Consider the following 19894-nt stretch of genomic DNA (forward strand, 5'->3'; position numbering starts at 1 on the left):
GTCCCGCGATACGGGTTTTGGAGTTATCACGATTAATTGAACTTTGCGTGATGAATCGGTCATGGGGTGCGCCCAACAATCCGCCCCATGAACAGCACAGCCATCGCAAGCACCGCACCCGATGCCCGTCCCATCCACCCGCTGTGGATGCGCATCACGCACTGGCTCAACGCCGTGGCGGTGCTGATCCTGGTCACGAGCGGCTGGCGCATCTATGACGCGGCGCCCTTCTTCCCGTTCACCATTCCGACCGTGATCACGCTCGGCGGCTGGCTCGGCGGTGCGCTGCAGTGGCACTTTGCGGCGATGTGGCTGCTGGTCTTCAACGGCCTCGTGTACCTGGCCGTCAACATCGCCAGCGGCCGGTTCGCGGCCAAGTTCTTCCCGGTCACGCCGGCCGGCATCTGGCATGACGCGCTGTCCGCGCTCAAGGGCCAGCTCTCGCATGCCGACCCGCGCCGCTACAACAGCGTGCAGCGCCTGGCCTACCTGTTCGTGATGCTCGACCTGATCGTGATCGTGTTGTCGGGCCTGGTGCTGTGGAAGTCGGTGCAGTTCGCCACGCTGCGCGACCTGATGGGCGGCTACGACTTTGCGCGCCGCATCCACTTCTTTGCGATGGCCGCCATCGTTGCCTTCGTGGCGCTGCACCTCGTGATGGTGGCGCTGGTTCCCCGCACCCTGCTGACCATGATCCGCGGCCGCGCGCCCAAAGCCTGATGAAAATCTTCAAAGCCCCCACCCTGACCGGCATCGACGGCGACGCCGTGGTGCGCGAAGCCCGCACGCTGATCGCAAAGAAGCTCGACCAGCCCGCGCGCCGCGCCTTCCTGCAGCGCTCGCTCACGTTGGGCGGCCTGTCGCTGCTCACCGGCTGCAGCATCAGCGACGAAAGCCATGTCGAAGCGGCACTGACGAAGATCTCGCGCTTCAACGACAAGGTGCAGGGCCTGATCTTCAGCCCCACGCAGCTTGCGCCGACCTACTCCGAAGCGGAGATCACGCGCCCCTTTCCGTTCAACGCCTACTACGGCGAGGACGAAATCCGTGAAGTGGACGAAGCCAGCTACAAGCTCGAAGTGACCGGCATGGTCGCCGACAAGCGAAGCTGGACGCTGCCCGAGCTGCGCGCCATGCCGCAGCACGACCAGATCACTCGGCACATCTGCGTGGAAGGCTGGAGCGCCATCGGCAAATGGGGCGGCGTGCGCTTTGCCGACTTCCTGCGCCACATCGGCGCCGACACCACCGCCAAGTACGTCGGCTTCAAGTGCGCCGACGACTACTACACCAGCATCGACATGCCCACCGCGCTGCACCCGCAGACGCTGCTGACGCTGACCTACGACGGCCAGCCACTGCCGCCCAAGTACGGCTTTCCGATGAAGCTGCGCATGCCCACCAAGCTTGGCTACAAGAACCCCAAGCACATCAAGGCGATGTTCGTCACCAACACCTACACAGGTGGCTACTGGGAAGACCAGGGCTACAACTGGTTCGGAGGGAGCTGAACGGCTGCCACAGCCGCTCGACTGCCGATGAAAGTGCGAGGCCGTGTTCCCTGGGACCGTGCCATTTTTTTGAAAACGAAACCTCAACTCGACTGGAAGATTCCAAATGAACAAGCTCACCGCAACCCTGCTCGCAACCTGCATGGCCTTCGCCGGCGCCTCGGCCTTTGCTGCCGATGAAATGGCCAAAGATGGCATGGCCAAGGACTCGATGGCCAAGGACGGCATGAAGAAAGATTCGATGGCGAAAGACAGCATGTCCAAGGACGGCATGAAGAAGGACTCGATGGCCAAGGATTCCATGTCGAAGGACGGCATGAAGAAAGATTCCATGGCCAAGGACAGCATGGGCAAGGACGAGATGAAGAAGTAAGCGACGCGCTTCGCTTTCTTCTTTTCTTCTTTCTTGCGAACCATGCGCCGCCCGGGTCGACCTGCACCGAAGGAGCCTTCGTGATCCTGTTCGTGCTGTCGTACCTGAGCGGCGCGCTCACCATTCTTGCGCCCTGCATCCTGCCGGTCGTGCCCTTCGTGTTCGCACGCGTCGATCAACCCTTCGCGCGCAGCGGCCTGCCGCTGCTGGCGGGCATGGCGCTCACCTTTGCGGCGGTGGCCAGCCTCGCGGCGGTCGGTGGCGCATGGGCCGCGCATGCCAATGAGTTCGGCCGCTATCTCGCGATGGCGATGCTGACGCTGCTGGGCTTCACGCTGCTCGCGCCGCGTCTTTCCGCGCGCCTTGCGCAACCGCTGGTGGCGCTGGGGTCGCGGCTGTCCGATGCCGCCCGGCGCAAGGCGCAGCACGCGCCGACGTCCATCCTTCCTTCTTTCGTGCTCGGCATTGCCACCGGCCTGCTGTGGGCGCCCTGCGCCGGACCGGTGCTGGGCCTCGTGCTGACTGGTGCGGCGATTCACGGCGCCAATGTGCAGACCTCGCTGCTGTTGCTGGCCTATGCGGCCGGCGCCGCCAGTTCCCTCGCCCTGGCGCTGTGGACCGGCGGGCGGCTGTTCGCGGCCATGAAGCGCTCGCTGGGCATCGGCGAATGGGTCCGCAAGGGCCTGGGCGTGGCGGTGCTCGCGGGCGTGAGCGCCGTCGCACTCGGGCTCGACACGGGCCTGCTGGCGCAATGGTCGTCCGGCGACGGCGGCACCGGCCTGGAGCAACGCTTGCTCGAACGATTTCACCCGCAGCAGCCGCCATTGACGCCCGGCGGATTCGGCGTCAATGTCTCATCCACCGGTTTCGCCAACGAAACCTCTTTCAAGGAAACCCCATGAAATCCTTCGCACTCACCGCAGGCACGCTCGCGGCCGCGCTCCTGGTCTGGCATGCCGTTCCCTCGTTCGCCGAAACGGCCCGCCGCGTGCCCGCGCCCACCGCCGACCTGACGGCGCCTCCGACCGCGAAGACCGAAACCGCCGTGTTCGCCGGCGGCTGCTTCTGGGGCGTGCAGGGCGTGTTCCAGCGCGTCAAGGGCGTGAGCAACGCGGTGTCGGGCTATGCCGGCGGCGATGCCAAGACGGCGCGCTATGACGAAGTCGGCTCGGGCCGCACCGGCCATGCCGAATCGGTGCGCATCACCTACGACCCGCAGCAGGTCAGCTACGGCAAGCTGCTGCAGATTTACTTCTCGGTGGCACACGATCCGACCGAACTCAACCGGCAGGGGCCGGACTCCGGCACGCAATACCGCTCCACGGTGTTCGCCGAAAACGCCGACCAGGCCCGCGTTGCCAAGGACTACATCGCGCAGTTGAACCAGGCCAAGACCTTCGGCAAGCCGCTCGCAACCACTGTCGAGATGTCCAAGCCCTTCTACGCAGCCGAGGACTACCACCAGGACTACCTGACGCTGCACCCCAACCAGCCCTACATCGCAATCAACGACCTGCCGAAGATCGACGATCTGAAGAAGCTGTTCCCGGAGAACTACAAGGCCACGCCGTCACTGGTGCGCGCGGCGAAGGCCGGCTGAACCGGCTGACTCAGAGCAACTTCGCGCGCTTCGCCTGCTCGGTGAGTTCCGCGCGAAAGTTCGGGTGCGCAATCGCGATCAGCTCCTGCGCCCGCTGCTTGGCCGATTTGCCGCGCAACTGCGCCACACCGTATTCGGTGACCACGTAGTTGATGTCGTTCTTGCTCGTGCTCACATGCGTGCCGGGCGAGAGCGACGGCACGATACGCGAGATGGTGTCGCCCTTGGCGGTCGATGGCAGCACGATGAAGGCCTTGCCGCCGCGCGAGCGATTGGCCGCGCGCACGAAGTCCGACTGCCCGCCCGTGCCCGAATACGGCGCATGCCCCAGGCTCTCGGAGCCGCACTGGCCCAGCAGGTCGATCTGCATGGTTGCGTTGATGGCAATGAGGTTGTCGTTCAGCCCCGCCAGCGCCGGGTCGTTGGTGAAGTTCACCGGATGCATCTCCAGCCCCGGATTGCGGTCCATGAAGCGGTACAGCTTGCCCGAGCCGAGCGCGAAGGTGGCGACCGACTTGCCCGGCAGGTAGTTCTTGCGGCGGTTGGTGACGGCGCCGCTTTCCACCAGCGTGAGGATGCCGTCGCCGATCATCTCGGTGTGAATGCCCAGGTCGTGCTTGCCGGTGAGCTGCATGACCACCGCGTCGGGAATGCCGCCGTAGCCGATCTGCAGCGTCGAGCCGTCGTCGATCAGTTCGGCCACATGCTTGCCGATGGCCTCCTGCACGGGACCGATCTTCGGCAGGCCCACTTCGAGCACCGGTGCATCGCTTTCGACCAGCGCTGCAACCTGCGAGATGTGCACATGGCAATTGCCGCATGCGAAGGGCACGTTCGGGTTGACCTCCAGCACCACCGCGCGCGCCTTGGCGATGGCGGCCATCGTGTAGTCGGCGCCCAGGCTCACGGCAAAGTAGCCGTGCGCGTCCATCGGCGACGCCATGCTGAACACCACTTCGGCGGCGATCTGCCCGCGCTCGATCTGCGCCGGGATCTCCGAGAAGTAGTTGGGGATGAAGTCGATCCAGCCTTCCTGCCCGCCCGCGCGGGTGGCACCGCCGAAGAACAGCGCGACGTGGCGCACATGGTCGAGCGTCTCGGGGTCGATGTAGGCGTACTTGCGCATCGCAAGAATCTGCGCCACCTTGACGTCGCGAAAATCGCGACGCTGCTCCGACAGCGCGGTCAGCAGCGAGGGCGGCTCGCCGACGCCGGTCGGCACGATGATCATGTCGCCGTTGCGCACCTGGCGCACGGCATCGGCAGCGGAAACGCGCTTTTGCGCGTACAGGTCTTGCATCGTCATGAAGCGGGTCTTGTCTCTCGTTGTTTGTTGGTTTGTTGATCGATTACTTGCTTGATTGAGCGACTGCTTGCTTGATTGGTCGATCGCTCAGCGGGGTGCGTCCTTCTGCGCGTCGTACTCCCCACGGCGCGCTGCCCGGTTGCAGCGGGTGCGGAACACCAGCGCCTGCTGGGCCACCGCGACGTTGGCCGCATCGCCCTTCCATGCGTCGAGCGCCGGCTGCTGCACCGCGCGAGAAAAGGAGAAGGTCAGCGCCCACGGCATGCGCGACTTGAACTTCGTGTTCATCACGCTCAGGCGGGCCGAAGCCAGTTGGGCGGACTGCCCGCCCGACAGGAACGCGACACCGGCGACGGCCGCCGGCACGGTGCGCAGCAAGCAGGCAACGGTGGCATCGGCCACTGCATCGACGGAATCCTGCATCTTGCTGCCCTGCCCCGGCAGCACCATGTTCGGCTTGAGCAGCATGCCTTCCAGCAGTACGCTTTGGGCGTTCAGTTGGGTGAACACTTCGCGCAGAACCTCTTCGGTCACCTGTGCGCATCGCGCGAGCGAATGGTCGCCGTCCATCACCACTTCAGGCTCGACGATGGGGACCACGCCGGCTTCCTGGCACAGCGCCGCATAGCGCGCGAGCGCATGGGCGTTGACATCGATGCAGGCACGGCTGGGCAAGCCGTCGCCGATGGCAATCACGCCGCGCCACTTGGCAAAGCGCGCGCCCATGCCGACGTACTCGGCCAGCCGTTCGCGCAGCCCGTCGAGGCCTTCGGTGACCGTCTCGCCCGGATGGCCGGCCAGCGCCTTCGCGCCCATGTCGACCTTGATGCCGGGGATGATGCCGACGTCGGCCAGCGCCTTGGCGAACGAGGTGCCAGCATTCGTCTTCTGCCGGATGGTTTCGTCGAACAGGATGGCGCCGCTGATGCTGTCACTGAGTCCGGGCGCGGTGACGATCAGCTCGCGCCAGTCGCGCCGCGCACCTTCGGTCTGCGGAATGCCCAGCGCCGCGAAGCGCTTGTTGCAGGTGGCGTTGCTCTCGTCCATCGCGAGCAGGCCCTTGTCACCGGCGACCAGCGCCTGCGCGGTATCGATCAATGTCTGTGCAGTCATGTCGTGGCACCTCTCTGGCGGCGATCCTACGCCCTCCCCGCGACCGCGTTAACACTGTGAACCTGAGCGCTGGCCGACTTGGCGCCCCAGCCAATGCGGGCACACAGGTCTTTGCCCACCCGGCGCCAACGGGATGTAATCTCCGCGCGTCGGCACGTCAAAGGAAAACTGCATGAAGAGCGGGTCACAAAAATGTCATGCGCATCGTGCCCAAAGGGCCGCCCTGCTGGGTGGCCTCGCGCTTGCGCTCGCCGTGGCCGGCATGCCCTCGGCATTTGCCGAACTGGGGGGCGCCCCCACGCTGAGTGCCGCCAGCGCGCCTTCGGTTCAGCGCCTTGCCACTGGGGCGAACAAGGCCGCCAGCACCGAGCCGGCAACGGGCGGCAGCGCAACGGCAGGAACAACGCCAAGCTGGACCACGCGCGAAACCACGCTGCCCGACGGCCTGATCGAGCGCGAATACCTGACAGCGGACGGCGTCGTGTTCGCGGTGGCGTGGCGCGGCTCGCACCGGCCCGAACTCTCGGTGCTGCTGGGCACCCAGTACGCCACGCAGATGTCCCAGAACGCTCGCGCGCTGCGCCTGCAAGGCAAGGGTTCGCACGGCACGACTTCGCAGAATGACGACACATTCGCGGTGCAGGCCTCCACGCACCAGCGCTCTTCGACGGGCGTTGCCTGGCTGCCGAAATTGCTGCCTGCCGGCGTCAGTCCGGATGCGCTGTCGATCCCGCCAGGTTCCTGAGCCTCCCAACCCTTTATTCAGTCACCAGCCAACATGCCCATGGAATCACAGCAGGCAAGCAACGAACGCATGACCGGCGCCAGAGCCTGGCTTCTCAGGGCTGCGGCCATGGCCGTATGCGTGGCGGGCCTCGCAAGCCTCGCTGCCTGCGGTGGGGGTGGCGGCGGAGGCGGCGGCGGCCTGCCGATCGGGTTGCCACCTGTTGCGACCCCGGCCCCGGCGCCGGTGGCAAGCGCGCAGAACGCGATGACCGTCACGGTGGGCCGTGGAACGGGTTCGAGCGGGGTCAACCTTCCACAGGTCAGCGTGCAGCTCTGCGCACCAGGAACGAGCAACTGCCAGACGATCAACAACGTGCTGATCGACACTGGTTCCACGGGCCTGCGGATCACCGCCGCCGCCATCAGTCCTTCGCTGCTCGCGGCCCTTCCGCGCGAAACGGTGAACAGCGCGCCGCTGAATGCATGCGAGCAGTTCCTCGATGGCTACACCTGGGGAACGATGCGCGTGGCCGACGTCACGCTGGGGCCGAAGTCGGCGGCGGCGCAACCGCTGCAGATCGTGGGCGACACGGCGGCGGGCGGCGCCCCGGCCACCTGTTCGGACAACGGCACGCTGGCGGCTGAAAACACCCCCGCCGACCTTGGCACGAACGGCATCATCGGCATGGCCGCCTTCCTGCACGATTGCGGTTCGGCCTGCGCGCAGCAGGTCGTTGCGGCCACCTACTACACCTGCCCCTCGGGAGGGGCGTGCCAGGGAAGCACGGTGCCCCTCGCCATGCAGGCCCAGAACCTCGTGGCCGCTTTCGCGCAGGACAACAACGGGGTCGTGCTCAGCCTGCCCGCGATCTCGGCGGCGGGCCAGGGCACGACGCTCGGAACGCTCTACTTCGGCGTCGCCACGCAATCCAACAACGCCATGAGCGGCGCGACGGTGCTGCGAACCAATCCGCAGACGCTCGCCGTCTCGGCGACCTACAAGGGCACGAGCTTTCCCGACAGCTTTCTGGACAGCGGCTCGAACTTCTTCTTTTTGAACGATTCCGCGATTGCCCGATGCCCGAGCGGTTCGTTTTCCGGCTTCTATTGCCCCGCGAGTTCATTGGCCCTGTCCACCAGTTTCACTGCGGCAGCGGGCTCTTCCTTCAGCCAGAACTTCTCGATCGTGAATGCGCAGTCGCTGTTCACGAGCAACCCGGGTGCGGTGGCGGTCAACGATGTGGCCGGCACCGGCATCAACGGCGCCATCGATTTCGGCCTGCCGTTTTTCTACGGCAGGCTGGTGGCTGTGCTGAACGAGGGGCAGACTGCCCTGGGCCAGCCGGGGCCGTTCACGGCGCTGGCGTCCCCCTAGATCACGTTCTTTTCGAGCAGCGGCCGGTTCTTGAGGATGCGGTCGAACGAGACCGCGGAAAGATCGAGGCTGCGGTATTCGCCGAAGCGGATCAGCTCCGCCACGCCGCGCCCCGCCGCCGGGCACTGCTGCAGCCCGTGGCCCGAAAAGCCGTTCGCAAAGAACAGGTTGTCGCAGTCGGGATGCAGGCCGAGGATGGCGTTGTGGTCGAACACGTTCATCTCGTAGTAGCCGGCCCAGGCGCCTGTCATGCGGATCGCCTCGAAGGCCGGCACGCGTTCTGCCAGCGCGGGCCAGATGAAGTTGTCGAAAGCGTCGTACTCGACGTCGAGCGGCATGTCGTCGTGGTCTTGCGCTTCGGGCGGCGCGAAGCCGCAGATGAACTGCCGGCCCTCGGGGCGCAGCCAGATGCCGGAGGTGTCGATCACCAGCGGGCAGCCCGGCAGCGTGTCGGGGCATGAAAAGCTGAACACGCTGCGCCGTCGCCCGCGCACCGGCAGCGCAATGCCCGCCCATTCGGCGACCTTCGCAGCCCAGGCGCCCCCCGCGTTGACGACCACGTCGGCATCGAGCACCTGGCCGCTGTCGAGTTCGACGCCGGTCAGCGTGCGCCCGTTGCGCCGCAAGCCGGTGGCATGCGCCTGCACATAGCGCACGCCTTGCGACACGGCCTTCTTGCGGAAGGCCTGCAGCAGGCTGTAGCCGTCGTACCAGCCTTCGCCCGAGAGGCCGAGCGATGCGAGCGCTATGCCTTCGGTCGATATCCACGGAAAGCGCGCCTTCAGTTCGTCGGGCGTCATCAGCGCCACGTCGACCGCATGCGCCTTCTGCATCGCATGGTTCTCGCGCAGCACATCGACGCCGGCCGGCGAAGCCAGGTACAGGTAGCCGGGCTCGACCAGCCCGATGTCGGGCACGTCGTCGCCCACGCGCAGGGTCTCGCCGAGCTTGCGGAAGAAGTCGATGCCGTAGAGCGACATCTCGATGTTGATGGCGGTCGAGAACTGCTGGCGGATCGAGCTGGCCGACAGCGCCGACGACGCCTGCTTGTAAGAAAAATCGCGCTCGACCACCGTGACCTCGAAGGGCTCGCCTTCAGAGTCCCGGGTCAGGAAGTAGGCGATGGCGGAGCCGATGGCACCGCCGCCGATGATCACCACACGACGCATGAATTTCTTTCCTTGCTTCTGTCCAGCATCACTGCTGATTCTTGTACGCCAGTTGCGCCGCCGCCAGGTCCCACAGCGCATGGCCCACGGTCTTGACCAGCACGGGCCGGTCGGTCGCCACAGGCGATGCGCTGGCAAAGGCCTGCACGGCGGACCAGTCGACGTCCGCCTGGATCAGGTCACCCGCTTCGGCGCGCGCGCCCTCCAGCGTATCCACAAACACGGCGCAGCGCCGCACCACGTCGGGCGGTACTTCGGCCATGTCGGCGCGGTAGGCGCCGACGGCGATCACGGTGGCGTCCGACCGCAGTTGCAACGGCACCACGGGATCGCATGAATTGGTCGTGGCGACGATCACGTCGGCTTCTGCCGCTGCTGCGGCCAGATCAGTGACTGCGCTGGCATCGACACCGCGTGCCCGCATGTGCTGCGCCAATGCATCCGAATGCGCCGGCGAACGGGCGTGAACATGCAGGCGCTGGACGCCCCACACCTCGGCGAAAGCCTCGGCATGCGCGTGTGCCTGAACGCCCGCGCCGATCAGCAGCATGCGTGCTCCACCCTTGCGCCCTGCCCGCATTGCACCCGCCAGCGACAGTGCCGCCGTGCGCCGCGCCGTCAACACATTGCCATCCATGCCAAGCAGCCGGTTGCCATTGGCCGCGTCCATCAGGGTCACATCGCCCTGCACCACCGGCAGGCCTTGCGCGGCGTTTCCGGCGTGCACGGTCACGGTCTTCAGCACCGCGAAGCGCAGGTCGGCCGCAGGCATCAGCAGCATCACGCCGCCGGCCGCGAGCGGCACGCAGGTGCGGGGCGCGGCGTGCGCCTCGCCCCGGCGCTCGCGCTCGAACATCTGCAGCAGCGCGTCGACCAGCGCACCGTAGGGAAGTGCTGCGGCGGTTTCCGCCGCGTTCAGGGTTCGCATGCGGGCGCTGGCGTCAGGAGCCCGCCACGCGGACGCGCTTGCCGTCCTTGTAGGTGAAGACGGTGAAGTCGGGCTTTTGCAGGTTGCCCTTGGCATCGAAGTCGATGGTGCCGGTCACGCCGTCGAACTTCACCTTGCGCATGGCCGGCAGGTAGGCCTCGGGCTCGACCGAGTTGGCCGCGCGCATGCCGGCGGCCAGCGCCATCATGGCGTCGTAGAGATACGGCGCATAGGTCAGCACATCGACGCCGTAGCGGGCCTTGTAGCGTTGCTCGAACTCGGCACCCTTGGGAGTCTTCTCCAGTTCCTTGCCGCCGCGCGTGCAGTACAGCAGGCCATCGACGGCGCCCGCGCTGATCTTGGCGACTTCGTTGGTGCACAGCCCGTCGGTGCCAAGCAGCTTGGCGGTGATGCCCAGTTGCTTCATCTGCCGCGCGATCAGGCCGCCCTGCGCGTCCATGCCGCCGTAGAACACCACGTCGGGCTGCCTGGCCTTGATGGTGGTCAGGATGGCCATGAAGTCGGTGGCCTTGTCGCTGCCGTACTCCTGCGCCACGATGTTGCCGCCCAGTGCCTTCACGGCCCGCGTGAACACCTCGGCGGCGCCTTGCCCGTAGGCGGTGCGGTCGTCGATCACCGCGATGTTCTTTGCCTTCAGGTCCTTCACGGTGAAGTTGGCGATGGCGACGCCCACGTCGTCGTCGCTGGCCAGGATGCGAAAGACGTTGCCGTAGCCCTGCTTGGTGAAGGTGGGGTTGGTCGCAGTGGACACATCGGGCAAACCCGCGCGGCTGTAGACGGCCGACGCCGGAATGGCCGCGCCCGAATTGAAGTGGCCCAGCACGCCCTTCACGCCCGTGTCGACCAGCTTGTTGGCGACCACCATCGCCTGCTTGGGATCGGCCTGGTCGTCTTCGGACTGGAGCACGAACTTGATCTTCTTGCCGCCGATCACAAGGCCCTGCTTGTTCAGGTCTTCGACCGCGAGCCGCGCGCCGTTGTCGTTGTCCTTGCCCCAGTGGGCGGCGCCACCGGTCAGCGGGCCAGCGTGGCCGATGGTGACGGTCTGCTCGGCCTGCGCCCACACGGCGGCAGGCAGGCTCAGGACCGAAGCGAGCGCAATGCCCAGGGCAGTGCGACGGGTGCACGAAACAATCATCGGAAGTCTCCTCGTATCGTTGGCAGGGGTCGGCACGCAGAATAGAGTCGTGACCGCATGCGGAACAAACGCTAAATACTCACAACGTTGTGCGGGTGCGGAAGGAAGCCGGTGCCCGGACACGGCTCTTTGGCAGCAGGCACGGCAGGTGCTTTGACAAGAAGACTGAGACAACAGGCAGTGAATCGATGAGAAAAGACATTCCCAACCTCGGCGCGCTCCAGGCCTTCGAGGCTTCGGCGCGGCTGGGGAGCTTCACGCGCGCGGCCACCGAGCTGGCGCTGACGCAAAGCGCGGTCGGGCGGCAGGTGGCAATGCTGGAGCAGCGGCTCGGCGTGCCGCTGTTCTCGCGCGTGCGGCGGCGGCTGACGCTCACCGAGGTGGGGCGCGAGTACGCCGCGCGCATCCGCCGCCACCTCGACCAGATCCGTCGCGACACGCTGGAGATCAGCGCGGGCCACGAGATGGGCTTCGTGCTGGAGCTGGCCGTGGTGCCGACCTTCGCCACGCAATGGCTGATCCCCCGGCTGCCCGAGTTCAGCCGGCTGCATCCGAACATCACCGTCAACCTGTCGGCGCGTTCGCAGCCCTTCTCCTTTCAGGAAAACGCCTACGACGCGGCCATCTACTTCGGCGACCAGTTCTGGCCCGACACGCGCGGCGGGCTGATCTTTGCCGAGGGCGAGATGGTGCCGGTATGCAGCCCCGCATTTCGCGATGCCAACGGGCCGTGGGACGAAGCCGGCTTCGAGCGCTGCCGCCATCTGCACCTGAGCACGCGCGCCCACGCATGGCGCGACTGGTATGCGCAGCAAGGGTGGGACTACACGGTGCACGCCTCGCGCGGGCCGCGCTACGAGCTGTTCACGATGGTGGTGGCCGCAACGGCGGCCGGCATGGGCATCGGGCTGGCGCCGCGCATCCTGATCGAACACGAGCTGCGCGCCGGGGAGCTGGTGATCCCGGTTGACCGGCACCTGGACGTGCGCCAGGGCTACTACTTCGCGTACCCCGAAGGCCGGCCGGCCTCCGGGGCGCTGGAGCACTTCAAGACATGGGTGCTCGGGTTGACGCCTGCTTAATCAAACAGGGTTCGGGTTCCGCTCGAGAAAGCCCTGCTGGTGCCAGTACGGATAGGCCCGTGTGGTGGTGCTGGCCGCATCGAGTTCGGCGACCTGCGCAGACGTCAGGTTCCAGCCGACAGCACCAAGGTTCTGGCGCAGTTGCGCCTCGTCGCGCGCACCGACCACCACCGTTGACACGGTCGGGCGCTGCAGCAGCCAGTTGAGCGCGACCTGCGGCACGGTCTTGCCGGTTTCGGCGCCGATCTTTTCCAGCGCATCGACCACGCGGAACAGCAACTCATCGGCCACCGGCGGGCCCATGTCGGCCGTCACGTGCAGGCGGCTGTTGGCGGGCAGCGGTTGGCCGCGGCGGATCTTGCCCGTGAGCCGGCCCCAGCCCAGCGGGCTCCAGACCACGGCGCCCACGCCCTGGTCTTGGGCCAGCGGCATCAGCTCCCACTCGTAGTCGCGGCCGACCAGCGAGTAGTAGGCCTGGTGCGCCACATAGCGCGCGTAGCCGTAGCGCTCGGCCACCGCCAGCGACTTCATCAGGTGCCAGCCCGAGAAGTTCGACGCGCCCACATAACGCAGCTTGCCCGCGCGCACGAGGTCGTCGAGCGTGGACACGGTTTCCTCGACCGGCGTGCTTGCGTCGAAGCCGTGAAGCTGGAACAGGTCGATGTAGTCCGTGCCCAGCCGCTTGAGCGCGGCATCGACCGCCTGCACGAGGTGGTGGCGCGACGAGCCCACGTCGTTCGCCCCTTCGCCGCTGCGGAAGGTGGCCTTGGTCGAGATGATGAGCCGGTCGCGCGGCCGGCCCTTGATGGCTTCGCCGAGCACTGACTCGGCCGCGCCGGCCGAGTAGATGTCAGCGCTGTCGAACATGTTGACGCCGGCATCGATGCAGATGTCGATGAGCTTGCGCGCCTCGGCCACATCGGTGCTGCCCCAGGCGCTGAAGAACTCGCCCTTGCCGCCGAACGTGCCGGTGCCAAAACTCAACACGGGGACCTTGAGGCCCGATTTACCCAGGTGACGGTATTCCAAAGTGCTACTCCTTCGAAGAATGAAGCGGCGAGCCGATCGGCCCGCCGTTGACCCATTGTTGGCCGTGACACTGAACCCCTTCACGAGTCGGGCTTTGTCAGGCCGCTGGGTAATATCGACCGGATGCAGATCGCCATTGAAAACCCCAACCAACCCGACGTCATCCAGCTCATCGACGACCTCGATGCCTACCAGAAGCCGCTGTATCCGCCGGAGTGCCACTACGGCATCGACATCGCGGCGCTGTCTGCGCCCAATGTGCTGTTCGCGGTGGCACGCGACGAGGCCGGCACGGCAATCGGCTGCGGGGCCATCGTCATGGAGCCCGGCTACGGCGAACTCAAGCGCATGTACGTTCGACCGCAAGACCGGGGGCAAGGCGTCGCCGCGAAGGTGCTGGCTTTTGTCGAAGGCGAAGCGATGGCCCGGGGCTGCGCCATGTTCAGGCTGGAGACCGGTGTGAGCCAGCCCGAGGCGCTGTCGTTCTATGCGCGTGCGGGCTACGCGCGGCGCGGCCGGTTCGGGGCCTACCCGGAGGATCCGCTGAGCGTGTTCATGCAGAAAGACGCGGGCTGATCCGCCCACCATGTAACTCGACTGAAAACACCCATGACTCCTGCGAACCTCGACGGCCGGGTCGCCGTCATCACTGGCGCCACCGGTGGCATCGGCCAGGCCGTGGCAAGAGAACTCCACGCCCTTGGCGCGAAGCTCGTTCTGACGGCGCGCTCCCATGAACAACTGTCGCACCTGCAACGCGAACTCGGTGCGCCGTTCATCGCAGCGGACATCACCGAGCCCGACCTGCCGCAGCGACTGCTCCAGTTGGCGCTGTCGAACCACGGGCGCTGCGATGTCGTGCTGAACAACGCGGGCGTGATCGAAACGGGTGCCATCGACAGCATCGACATCGACAAGGTCTGCCACATGGCGCGGGTGAATGTCGAATCCACCTTTCGCGTCGCGTACACCTTCGTGCGCCACTTCCTGGCACAGCGCGAAGGGCACCTGGTCAACATCTCGAGTGTTCTGGGCACCAAGGTCCGCCCCACCGCGGGTGCCTATGCCGGAACCAAGTTCGCCATCGAGGCCCTGTCGGAAGCGCTTCGCATGGAGCTGGCGGGCACACCCGTGGCAGTGACCTGCATCGAGCCCGGCCTGGTGATGACGGGGCTGCATCGGGACTGGAAAGTCCATCCGAGCGAAAGCATGAACATCCAGCATCCCCTGCAGCCGGAAGATGTCGCGCGATGCGTGAGCTTTGCGCTCTCCCAGCCGGGCCACGTGAGAATTCCCAAGCTCATGGTCTTGCCCGGCGAGCACCAGATCTAGCGGGGGCGGCAGCGCAAACGCCGGCCTTCGTTCATTGGCATGGCGATGGCCGGTTCAGGGCAGCCGTACGCCTGGCAAGCTGTGGCCCTCGCCTTTTTGCAGATGCTCGATGACCACCCGCACACGCCGGGGTATCGACCGCCCTGCCGCGTAGACAAAAGACGCGAGCTTGGCTGGCGGGTCCATGTCGGCCAGCACCCTGGCAAGCTCGCCCCGGGCAAGCGCCTGCGCAACCAGGAACATCGGCAGTTGGGCCACACCCGCTCCAGCGACAGCCATCGACGCCAGGTGATGCATGTCGTCCGAGCGAGCGGCTGCGTTCACTTCAAGTGTTTGCGCTTCGCCATCGCGCAGGAAATTCCAGGCGTCCTGGCGGCCATCGGCACGCAGGAACGCCAGGCACCGATGCATTGCCAGGTCTGCGCATTCGACGAGCCTTGGGGCCCCCGCAAGGTATGCGGGCGACGCCACCGTCACGAACTGCCCGTAGCCCAGGGGGCGCGCCACGAGACTTGAATCCGCCAGCGGCCCGACGACGATCATGAAGTCGAGACCGCGCTCCACGATGTCGGCGGGCCGCATCGTCGTGACGACATCCACGCGCAACCTGGGGTGCCTCTGGAGCAGTTCCAGCAGCGCCGGCCCCACCAGGTAAGTGGCAAAGAGCGACGGGAGCCCGATGCGCACGACGCCCGACACCTCGCTTGCGCCTTGCGCCGCTTCCTCGGCCGCTTCGGCCAGAAGCTGGAAGGCCTGGGCGCAGCGCGCATGAAATGCGGCGCCCTCCTCCGTGAGATGAAGCGCCCGGGTCGTTCTGGCCAGCAGCCGGACCCCGAGTGCGGACTCCAGCCGGGTCACGGCCTTGCTCACCGCCGACGGCGTGAGGTCGTAGAGCGCTGCGGCGGCCGTGAAGCTGCCGGTGTCGGCCACGCTGATGAAGATGCGCGCGTCGCCCTCGGCGAGCGGCAATTCGTGAACGCGAGTCACCAATGTTGTGCCCCCGGTTGTCTTACTCATTCATGCCCTCCTGAGCACCATCGGCGCTGTCGATCGCGACAGAACGCATCCCGAAAAACGCAACGCATCAGGACCTTTTCATGAAACTCTTCTACAGCCCCGGCGCCACCTCATTTTCCGTCCGTATCGTCCTGCACGAACTCCAGCTCGAAAGCGGGTTCGTGCGGGTCGACCTCGAGAACCAGACGATCCCGTCGACCGCGCAGCCCTACGGCGACATCAACCCCATGGGCAAGGTGCCCGCGCTCGAACTGGACGATGGCACCGTGCTGACGGAAGGCGCTGCGATCCTTCAATACCTTGCCGACCTCGTGCCCGGCTCGCAACTCGCGCCCGCTCCCGGCACGATGGCCAGATACCGGCTGATGGAGACACTCAACTTCCTGGCCACGGAGATCCACAAGGGCTACGCATCGATCTTCGATGAGCGGGTGCCTGCGGCCTATCGCGCGCAGTTGATGCAGGACACGCGGGCGATCCGGCACATGGCTTCGCTTCTGTCGCCGGGCCCGTATCTGCAGGGCCAGACATTCACGGTTGCCGATGCCTACCTGTACGCATTGCTGCGCCTGGCCGTCCAGGCAGGCATGGACTTCACGCCGTTCCCCGCCATCGCGGCATTCATCGGGCGGGTTGCATCGAGGCCGTCGGTTCGCGAAAGTGCCGAGGCGGAAGGGCTTGGCAAGGTTTAGCCCGTCACGGACCTTTTCCTGTTCGCCTTCCCGCTTTCATGAAGGCCGCGGCATCGCCTTCTTGCGCGGCACGCCAATCGCGCCGGAAGCAGCCGCCTTCACGATGCGGCGGAACTTGGGGCATTCCATGTGGCTCGGCTCGGGGCAGACGGCGGCGTGCCGCAGCCCGTCGCGCATGGCGCTCAGGTTGCGGATCGTCCGGTCCAACTCATCGGCCTTGTCCGCCAGCATCTGCCGGTCGATGCGCGGCCGCCCGTCCGACGCGAACATCAGCGCGATCTCGTCCAGCGAAAAACCGGCGGCGCGCCCCAGCGCGATCAACGCCAGCCGCTCCAGCACGCCGGGGTCGAACAGGCGGCGCAGGCCCTGCCTGCCGATCGAGGTGATCAGCCCTTTTTCGTCATAGAACCGCAGCGTCGAGGCAGGAACGCCGGACCGCTGCGACACCTCTGCGATGTCCATGTCTATCACCCCTTGACCTCAAGTCGACTTGAAGTTGCACAGTCTAGCTTCCGCCTCTTGAGGGCATGCAATGGAAAACGATCATGACCATCACACAACCGCCCGGCGACGAGCAGGCGAAGCTCTGGAACGGCTCTGCTGGCCGCGCCTGGGTCGACACGCAAGCATCGCTCGACCATCTCTTTCAACCGCTCGAAGACCTGCTGGTCGAAGCGGTTTCCGCCGGAGCCGGAGGCCGGGTGCTCGACGTCGGTTGCGGCACGGGCGCCACCACGCTCGCGGTCGCGCGGCTTCAGGGTGCCGGGGGTCGATGCGTCGGCGTCGACATTTCGGAACCGATGATCGCCGCCGCCAGAAAACGCGCCGATCGCGAGGGCTCACCAGCCAGCTTCATCTGCGCCAACGCACAGACCCACGCGTTCGAGCCTGCGAGCTTCGACATGGTCATTTCGCGCCTGGGCGTGATGTTCTTCGACGACCCGGTCCGCGCCTTCGCAAACCTGCGAAGCGCGGCGCGGGACGATGCCGAACTCCGCTTCATCGCCTGGCGCAGCGCCGCGGAAAACCCGTTCATGACCACAGCCGAGCGCGCCGCGGCCCCGCTGCTGCCGAACCTTCCCGCACGCAAGCCGGGCGCACCGGGCCAGTTCGCCTTTGCCGACCGGGATCGCGTTCAGGCCGTGCTGGAAGAAAGCGGCTGGGCCGATATCAACATCCAGCCGATCGATGTGAACTGCACTCTGCCCGAAAAGGATTTGCTCGCCTACCTGAGCCGGCTCGGCCCCGTCGGACTGGCCCTGCAAGCGGTGGACGAGCAGACGCGCACACAGGTCATCGACACGGTTCGCGCCGCCTTCGCCCCCTATGTGCATGGCGATGAAGTCCGCCTGACTGCGGCGTGCTGGATGGTCGGCGCACGGGCTCGCAACAGGGCTGCGAATGTCTGAGGCAGCGGACTACCTCGCATACGCGCTCTTGATCGGAGCGGGTGCAACAGCGGTGTTGGACCTCTGGGCCATCGTCCGCAAGCGGCTGTTCGGTCTTCCGTCGTTGGACTACGCGCTGGTCGGCCGCTGGCTCGTCTACATGACGCGTGGGCGCTTTCGTCACACGCCCATCGCCGCGTCGGCGCCAGTAAATGGCGAGCGCGTGATCGGATGGGTTGCGCACTATGCAATCGGCATTGCGTTCGCGGCCGTGCTGCTTGTGGTCTGGGGACTCGACTGGGTCCAACGCCCCACGCTCGGCCCCGCGCTGATCGTCGGCATCGGCAGCGTGGCTGCGCCCTTCCTCGTGATGCAGCCGGGCATGGGGGCGGGCATCGCCGCCAGCCGCACGCCGCGTCCCAACGTCGCGCGTTTCCACAGCTTCGTTACGCACTGCGTTTTCGGGCTTGGCCTTTATGCGGCTGGATGGGCTTCGAGCTTGTTGCTGGGCTCGCTTCACTAGCGCGAGAGCTTGTGCGGGCTCGGTGATTCAGGGCGACGCTCCCGCCGACACGGTGCTCTTTTTCGCGAATGTCCCCCGCTTCGCTCCTCCTTTATTTCGCGAAAAAGAGCCCCGTATCGACGTGAGCGCTCAGAGCACTGGTTGATCGGCTGCAAACGCACAACGTGTCCATGTGCGAATGACACCAGATGCTCCCCGCAGCGAAATAAAGGAGGAGGGGCGCGCAGCGCCCCGGAGGACATTCGCGGAGGGGAGCACCTGGTGTCATTCGCACCTGCCCTGAATGAACCCGCCCCCAGAACAACACAACAAACAAAACATCAAAGAGCCGCCCGCCCTCGCAGCAAGAAAGCCCTCAACCTCGCATTCATCGGTTCCGAATAAAACCGCGCGATGCCCCATGCCACGAGCACCGAGGCCGCGACAAAAAAGCCCATCGCAGGCAGCTTCCACACAGCAGGCATCGCCCCACGCGGCACAAAGCTGCGCATCCCCCCCAGCACGATGATGTGAAACAGGTACAGCTCATAGCTGTGCCGCCCCAACCAGCGCAGGCCCGCCAGCGCCCTGCTGCGCAGCGCCCAGCCCGGCACGCGCTCGTTGTGCGCGCCGATCAACAGCACGGCGGTGCCGGCTGCGATGGTGGTGAAGCCGAAGACCTCGTTGCCCTGAATACCGCGCAGATACGTCACGGCCACAAGGCAGGCCGCTGCAAGCTGCAGTTGGCGTCCGCCCCAACTGCCAAGGCTGAAGCGCTGCGCCAGCAACGCGGCGCAACAGCCGAAGGCCACCGCATCGAAACACGCGAGATAGCCGTACATGAAGTAGATCTCGTCGTCCGCGTGAAAGCTGCGATAGACCGGCCCCACGACGATTGCCAGCATCCACACGGCCACGATGGCCCACTGCCGCTTCAGCCCGAAGCACAGCTGCGGAAACGCGAGATAGAACACCTCCTCCACCGACAGCGACCAATAAATGTTCATCGCGTAGTTGAAGTACCACGCGTGCTGCATCAGCACGTTGTGCCAGAAGCTCAACACCGACAGCACCGCGACCGGATAACCGACCTGCGGCCAACCGGGCTTGGCGACGTTCATGAATGCGGGCTGCTTCAACAGCCCGAGCACCACGATCACCGCCAGCGCAACGACAAGGCACGGCACGATCCGCGCGAAGCGAAAGGCATAGAAGCTGCGCAAGTCCACGTTGCCCAGGTGGCCGTAGCGCCGCAGCGTGGTCGAGGTGATGAGGTAGCCCGAGACCACGAAGAACATCGTCACGCCGTAGTTGCCATTGCGCGCAACGGCCTTGATGAATTCCGCCGGCAAGACAGCCGCCAACGGACTGTCGAGCAGCGAATACGACAGGTGGAAGTGCAGCAGCAACACCAGCGAAATCGCGATCCCGCGAAGGATGTCGATCCTGAAATTCCGGGCCTGCAAAGGCTGAGCAGATGCACCGGCAGCACCGGAGTCGGCAGCCGCGGACGGCGAAGGAAGCAAGGACATCGGGAAAACACCTAGAGGGCGAACTGCGTCGAGCTTAAACGAGCGCCCCACGAGGGAAAC

The 19894-nt window shown here is 65.9% G+C and carries 21 protein-coding genes and 1 pseudogene; 13 read left to right on the forward strand and 9 right to left on the reverse strand.

Annotated features, from left to right (window positions below; all coding sequences use genetic code 11):
• The first annotated feature begins 87 nt into the window (after positions 1-87).
• The 5 genes and pseudogenes from ACSFB7_RS01160 to msrA all read left to right on the forward strand — a co-directional run bounded on the left by ACSFB7_RS01160 (position 88) and on the right by msrA (position 3484).
• Positions 88-720: a cytochrome b/b6 domain-containing protein gene (locus tag ACSFB7_RS01160; RefSeq protein ID WP_435466272.1), complete on the forward strand. Its 633-nt coding sequence runs from the start codon at positions 88-90 to the stop codon at positions 718-720.
• Positions 720-1511 carry a molybdopterin-binding protein gene (locus tag ACSFB7_RS01165; RefSeq protein ID WP_435466274.1) on the forward strand — a complete coding sequence of 264 codons (792 nt, stop codon included), beginning with the start codon at positions 720-722 and terminating at the stop codon, positions 1509-1511. The genes ACSFB7_RS01160 and ACSFB7_RS01165 overlap by 1 nt, the downstream gene beginning before the upstream one ends.
• Before the next feature lie 106 nt (positions 1512-1617).
• Positions 1618-1884: a pentapeptide MXKDX repeat protein gene (locus ACSFB7_RS01170; RefSeq protein WP_435466276.1), complete on the forward strand. Its 267-nt coding sequence runs from the start codon at positions 1618-1620 to the stop codon at positions 1882-1884.
• A gap of 80 nt (positions 1885-1964) precedes the next feature.
• Positions 1965-2696, forward strand: a pseudogene (locus ACSFB7_RS01175) (cytochrome c biogenesis CcdA family protein); the annotation flags it as partial.
• Positions 2697-2782: 86 nt separating this feature from the next.
• Positions 2783-3484: a peptide-methionine (S)-S-oxide reductase MsrA gene (gene msrA, locus ACSFB7_RS01180; protein ID WP_435466278.1), complete on the forward strand. Its 702-nt coding sequence runs from the start codon at positions 2783-2785 to the stop codon at positions 3482-3484.
• 10 nt (positions 3485-3494) lie between these two features.
• Here the strand turns inward: msrA and ACSFB7_RS01185 are convergent, their stop codons facing one another.
• The gene (locus ACSFB7_RS01185) at positions 3495-4790 is read right to left on the reverse strand and encodes an acetyl-CoA hydrolase/transferase family protein (protein WP_435466280.1); all 1296 of its coding nucleotides are present in this window, start codon (positions 4788-4790) and stop codon (positions 3495-3497) included.
• 87 nt (positions 4791-4877) lie between these two features.
• Positions 4878-5903 (reverse strand): class I fructose-bisphosphate aldolase, encoded by a 1026-nt coding sequence (locus tag ACSFB7_RS01190; protein ID WP_435466282.1) that lies wholly within the window; start codon positions 5901-5903, stop codon positions 4878-4880.
• A 172-nt stretch (positions 5904-6075) separates the two neighbouring features.
• Between ACSFB7_RS01190 and ACSFB7_RS01195 the strand changes: the two genes are divergently transcribed.
• The gene (locus ACSFB7_RS01195; protein ID WP_435466284.1) at positions 6076-6648 is read left to right on the forward strand and encodes a DUF2844 domain-containing protein; all 573 of its coding nucleotides are present in this window, start codon (positions 6076-6078) and stop codon (positions 6646-6648) included.
• Between the two features lie 69 nt (positions 6649-6717).
• A complete protein-coding gene (locus ACSFB7_RS01200; protein ID WP_435466286.1) occupies positions 6718-8004 on the forward strand; it encodes a DUF3443 family protein in 1287 nt (428 codons plus the stop codon).
• Here the strand turns inward: ACSFB7_RS01200 and ACSFB7_RS01205 are convergent.
• The 3 genes from ACSFB7_RS01205 to ACSFB7_RS01215 are packed head-to-tail and all read right to left on the reverse strand — an operon-like array spanning position 8001 to position 11260.
• Positions 8001-9173: an NAD(P)/FAD-dependent oxidoreductase gene (locus tag ACSFB7_RS01205; RefSeq protein WP_435466288.1), complete on the reverse strand. Its 1173-nt coding sequence runs from the start codon at positions 9171-9173 to the stop codon at positions 8001-8003. The genes ACSFB7_RS01200 and ACSFB7_RS01205 overlap by 4 nt on opposite strands.
• A 28-nt stretch (positions 9174-9201) precedes the next feature.
• Positions 9202-10101, reverse strand: coding sequence for a delta(1)-pyrroline-2-carboxylate reductase family protein (locus tag ACSFB7_RS01210; RefSeq protein WP_435466290.1), 900 nt, complete (start codon positions 10099-10101; stop codon positions 9202-9204).
• Between the two features lie 13 nt (positions 10102-10114).
• Positions 10115-11260: a branched-chain amino acid ABC transporter substrate-binding protein gene (locus ACSFB7_RS01215; protein ID WP_435466292.1), complete on the reverse strand. Its 1146-nt coding sequence runs from the start codon at positions 11258-11260 to the stop codon at positions 10115-10117.
• A 188-nt stretch (positions 11261-11448) separates the two neighbouring features.
• Between ACSFB7_RS01215 and ACSFB7_RS01220 the strand changes: the two genes are divergently transcribed.
• Positions 11449-12342, forward strand: a complete 894-nt coding sequence (locus ACSFB7_RS01220; protein ID WP_435466294.1) for a LysR substrate-binding domain-containing protein — start codon at positions 11449-11451, stop codon at positions 12340-12342.
• Here the strand turns inward: ACSFB7_RS01220 and ACSFB7_RS01225 are convergent, their stop codons facing one another.
• A complete protein-coding gene (locus tag ACSFB7_RS01225) occupies positions 12343-13371 on the reverse strand; it encodes an aldo/keto reductase (protein WP_435466296.1) in 1029 nt (342 codons plus the stop codon).
• A 123-nt stretch (positions 13372-13494) separates the two neighbouring features.
• On the opposite strand from ACSFB7_RS01225, the gene ACSFB7_RS01230 reads away from it, so the two are divergent.
• Positions 13495-13947, forward strand: coding sequence for a GNAT family N-acetyltransferase (locus tag ACSFB7_RS01230; protein ID WP_435466298.1), 453 nt, complete (start codon positions 13495-13497; stop codon positions 13945-13947).
• Positions 13948-13980: 33 nt separating this feature from the next.
• Positions 13981-14703, forward strand: a complete 723-nt coding sequence (locus tag ACSFB7_RS01235; protein WP_435466300.1) for an SDR family oxidoreductase — start codon at positions 13981-13983, stop codon at positions 14701-14703.
• Positions 14704-14757: 54 nt separating this feature from the next.
• On the opposite strand, the gene ACSFB7_RS01240 is transcribed toward ACSFB7_RS01235, so the two are convergent.
• Positions 14758-15720, reverse strand: coding sequence for a LysR family transcriptional regulator (locus ACSFB7_RS01240; protein ID WP_435466302.1), 963 nt, complete (start codon positions 15718-15720; stop codon positions 14758-14760).
• An 80-nt stretch (positions 15721-15800) separates the two neighbouring features.
• On the opposite strand from ACSFB7_RS01240, the gene ACSFB7_RS01245 reads away from it, so the two are divergent.
• On the forward strand, positions 15801-16412 hold the full coding sequence (locus ACSFB7_RS01245) for a glutathione S-transferase N-terminal domain-containing protein (protein WP_435466304.1): 612 nt from the start codon (positions 15801-15803) through the stop codon (positions 16410-16412).
• Positions 16413-16448: 36 nt separating this feature from the next.
• On the opposite strand, the gene ACSFB7_RS01250 is transcribed toward ACSFB7_RS01245, so the two are convergent.
• A complete protein-coding gene (locus tag ACSFB7_RS01250; protein WP_435466306.1) occupies positions 16449-16883 on the reverse strand; it encodes a helix-turn-helix domain-containing protein in 435 nt (144 codons plus the stop codon).
• Between the two features lie 74 nt (positions 16884-16957).
• Between ACSFB7_RS01250 and ACSFB7_RS01255 the strand changes: the two genes are divergently transcribed.
• Both ACSFB7_RS01255 and ACSFB7_RS01260 read left to right on the forward strand, forming a co-directional pair.
• Positions 16958-17821 carry a class I SAM-dependent methyltransferase gene (locus ACSFB7_RS01255; RefSeq protein WP_435466308.1) on the forward strand — a complete coding sequence of 288 codons (864 nt, stop codon included), beginning with the start codon at positions 16958-16960 and terminating at the stop codon, positions 17819-17821.
• Positions 17814-18323, forward strand: a complete 510-nt coding sequence (locus tag ACSFB7_RS01260; protein ID WP_435466310.1) for a DUF2938 domain-containing protein — start codon at positions 17814-17816, stop codon at positions 18321-18323. The genes ACSFB7_RS01255 and ACSFB7_RS01260 overlap by 8 nt, the downstream gene beginning before the upstream one ends.
• A 320-nt stretch (positions 18324-18643) precedes the next feature.
• Here ACSFB7_RS01260 and ACSFB7_RS01265 read toward each other — a convergent pair whose 3' ends face one another.
• Positions 18644-19834, reverse strand: a complete 1191-nt coding sequence (locus ACSFB7_RS01265; protein WP_435466312.1) for an acyltransferase family protein — start codon at positions 19832-19834, stop codon at positions 18644-18646.
• Positions 19835-19894: the final 60 nt, after the last annotated feature.

The organism is Variovorax raffinosi (assembly GCF_051216615.1).
In the GTDB taxonomy this organism is placed as follows: domain Bacteria; phylum Pseudomonadota; class Gammaproteobacteria; order Burkholderiales; family Burkholderiaceae_C; genus Variovorax.

What these genes read in the sequence shown, in the direction of transcription:
- ACSFB7_RS01230 (WP_435466298.1), top strand. Translation starts at nt 13,495, where the DNA reads ATGCAGATCGCCATTGAAAACCCCAACCAACCCGACGTCATCCAGCTC.
- ACSFB7_RS01195 (WP_435466284.1), top strand. Translation starts at nt 6,076, where the DNA reads ATGAAGAGCGGGTCACAAAAATGTCATGCGCATCGTGCCCAAAGGGCC.
- ACSFB7_RS01240 (WP_435466302.1), bottom strand. Translation starts at nt 15,720, where the DNA reads ATGAGTAAGACAACCGGGGGCACAACATTGGTGACTCGCGTTCACGAA.
- ACSFB7_RS01245 (WP_435466304.1), top strand. Translation starts at nt 15,801, where the DNA reads ATGAAACTCTTCTACAGCCCCGGCGCCACCTCATTTTCCGTCCGTATC.
- ACSFB7_RS01165 (WP_435466274.1), top strand. Translation starts at nt 720, where the DNA reads ATGAAAATCTTCAAAGCCCCCACCCTGACCGGCATCGACGGCGACGCC.
- ACSFB7_RS01190 (WP_435466282.1), bottom strand. Translation starts at nt 5,903, where the DNA reads ATGACTGCACAGACATTGATCGATACCGCGCAGGCGCTGGTCGCCGGT.
- ACSFB7_RS01220 (WP_435466294.1), top strand. Translation starts at nt 11,449, where the DNA reads ATGAGAAAAGACATTCCCAACCTCGGCGCGCTCCAGGCCTTCGAGGCT.
- ACSFB7_RS01160 (WP_435466272.1), top strand. Translation starts at nt 88, where the DNA reads ATGAACAGCACAGCCATCGCAAGCACCGCACCCGATGCCCGTCCCATC.
- ACSFB7_RS01185 (WP_435466280.1), bottom strand. Translation starts at nt 4,790, where the DNA reads ATGACGATGCAAGACCTGTACGCGCAAAAGCGCGTTTCCGCTGCCGAT.
- ACSFB7_RS01255 (WP_435466308.1), top strand. Translation starts at nt 16,958, where the DNA reads ATGACCATCACACAACCGCCCGGCGACGAGCAGGCGAAGCTCTGGAAC.
- ACSFB7_RS01260 (WP_435466310.1), top strand. Translation starts at nt 17,814, where the DNA reads ATGTCTGAGGCAGCGGACTACCTCGCATACGCGCTCTTGATCGGAGCG.
- msrA (WP_435466278.1), top strand. Translation starts at nt 2,783, where the DNA reads ATGAAATCCTTCGCACTCACCGCAGGCACGCTCGCGGCCGCGCTCCTG.
- ACSFB7_RS01205 (WP_435466288.1), bottom strand. Translation starts at nt 9,173, where the DNA reads ATGCGTCGTGTGGTGATCATCGGCGGCGGTGCCATCGGCTCCGCCATC.
- ACSFB7_RS01215 (WP_435466292.1), bottom strand. Translation starts at nt 11,260, where the DNA reads ATGATTGTTTCGTGCACCCGTCGCACTGCCCTGGGCATTGCGCTCGCT.
- ACSFB7_RS01170 (WP_435466276.1), top strand. Translation starts at nt 1,618, where the DNA reads ATGAACAAGCTCACCGCAACCCTGCTCGCAACCTGCATGGCCTTCGCC.
- ACSFB7_RS01265 (WP_435466312.1), bottom strand. Translation starts at nt 19,834, where the DNA reads ATGTCCTTGCTTCCTTCGCCGTCCGCGGCTGCCGACTCCGGTGCTGCC.
- ACSFB7_RS01210 (WP_435466290.1), bottom strand. Translation starts at nt 10,101, where the DNA reads ATGCGAACCCTGAACGCGGCGGAAACCGCCGCAGCACTTCCCTACGGT.
- ACSFB7_RS01200 (WP_435466286.1), top strand. Translation starts at nt 6,718, where the DNA reads ATGACCGGCGCCAGAGCCTGGCTTCTCAGGGCTGCGGCCATGGCCGTA.
- ACSFB7_RS01235 (WP_435466300.1), top strand. Translation starts at nt 13,981, where the DNA reads ATGACTCCTGCGAACCTCGACGGCCGGGTCGCCGTCATCACTGGCGCC.